Annotated in this window: 1 protein-coding gene; it reads right to left on the bottom strand. The window is 53.1% G+C overall.

Features of this window, described 5'->3' with window-relative positions:
* Positions 1–254, bottom strand: a 254-nt coding sequence (locus QP415_RS12275) for a hypothetical protein (protein WP_285100259.1), incomplete at both ends; no start/stop codon positions are given.

Below are 254 nucleotides of genomic sequence, written 5' to 3'. Positions count from 1 at the left end.
CGTCAATCATGCTTGATAATGGTTCAATCGCTTTCCGGTTCGCAGCGGAAGTAATATCAATCTGGCCGTTAGCGTCTTTTTGGATTCGCGCCCCATTGGAGACCGCCTGGTTCACCTTGTCTTGCGCGTCCTGCAAGGCGTACGCGGCATCAATCGCGGCCCGCTTCTGGCTGGCGTTTTCCATTTGGGCCTGCGTTTCTTTCTTCAACGCCTCCGTATTATCGGTGACCGCGTCTTTCTGTTCTTTAGCTTTC

The organism is Pauljensenia sp. UMB3104 (assembly GCF_030217285.1).
Taxonomy (GTDB): Bacteria; Actinomycetota; Actinomycetes; order Actinomycetales; family Actinomycetaceae; genus Pauljensenia.
The sequence above is the reverse complement of the archived record's forward strand: the minus strand, read 5'-3'. Positions and strand labels throughout refer to the sequence as shown.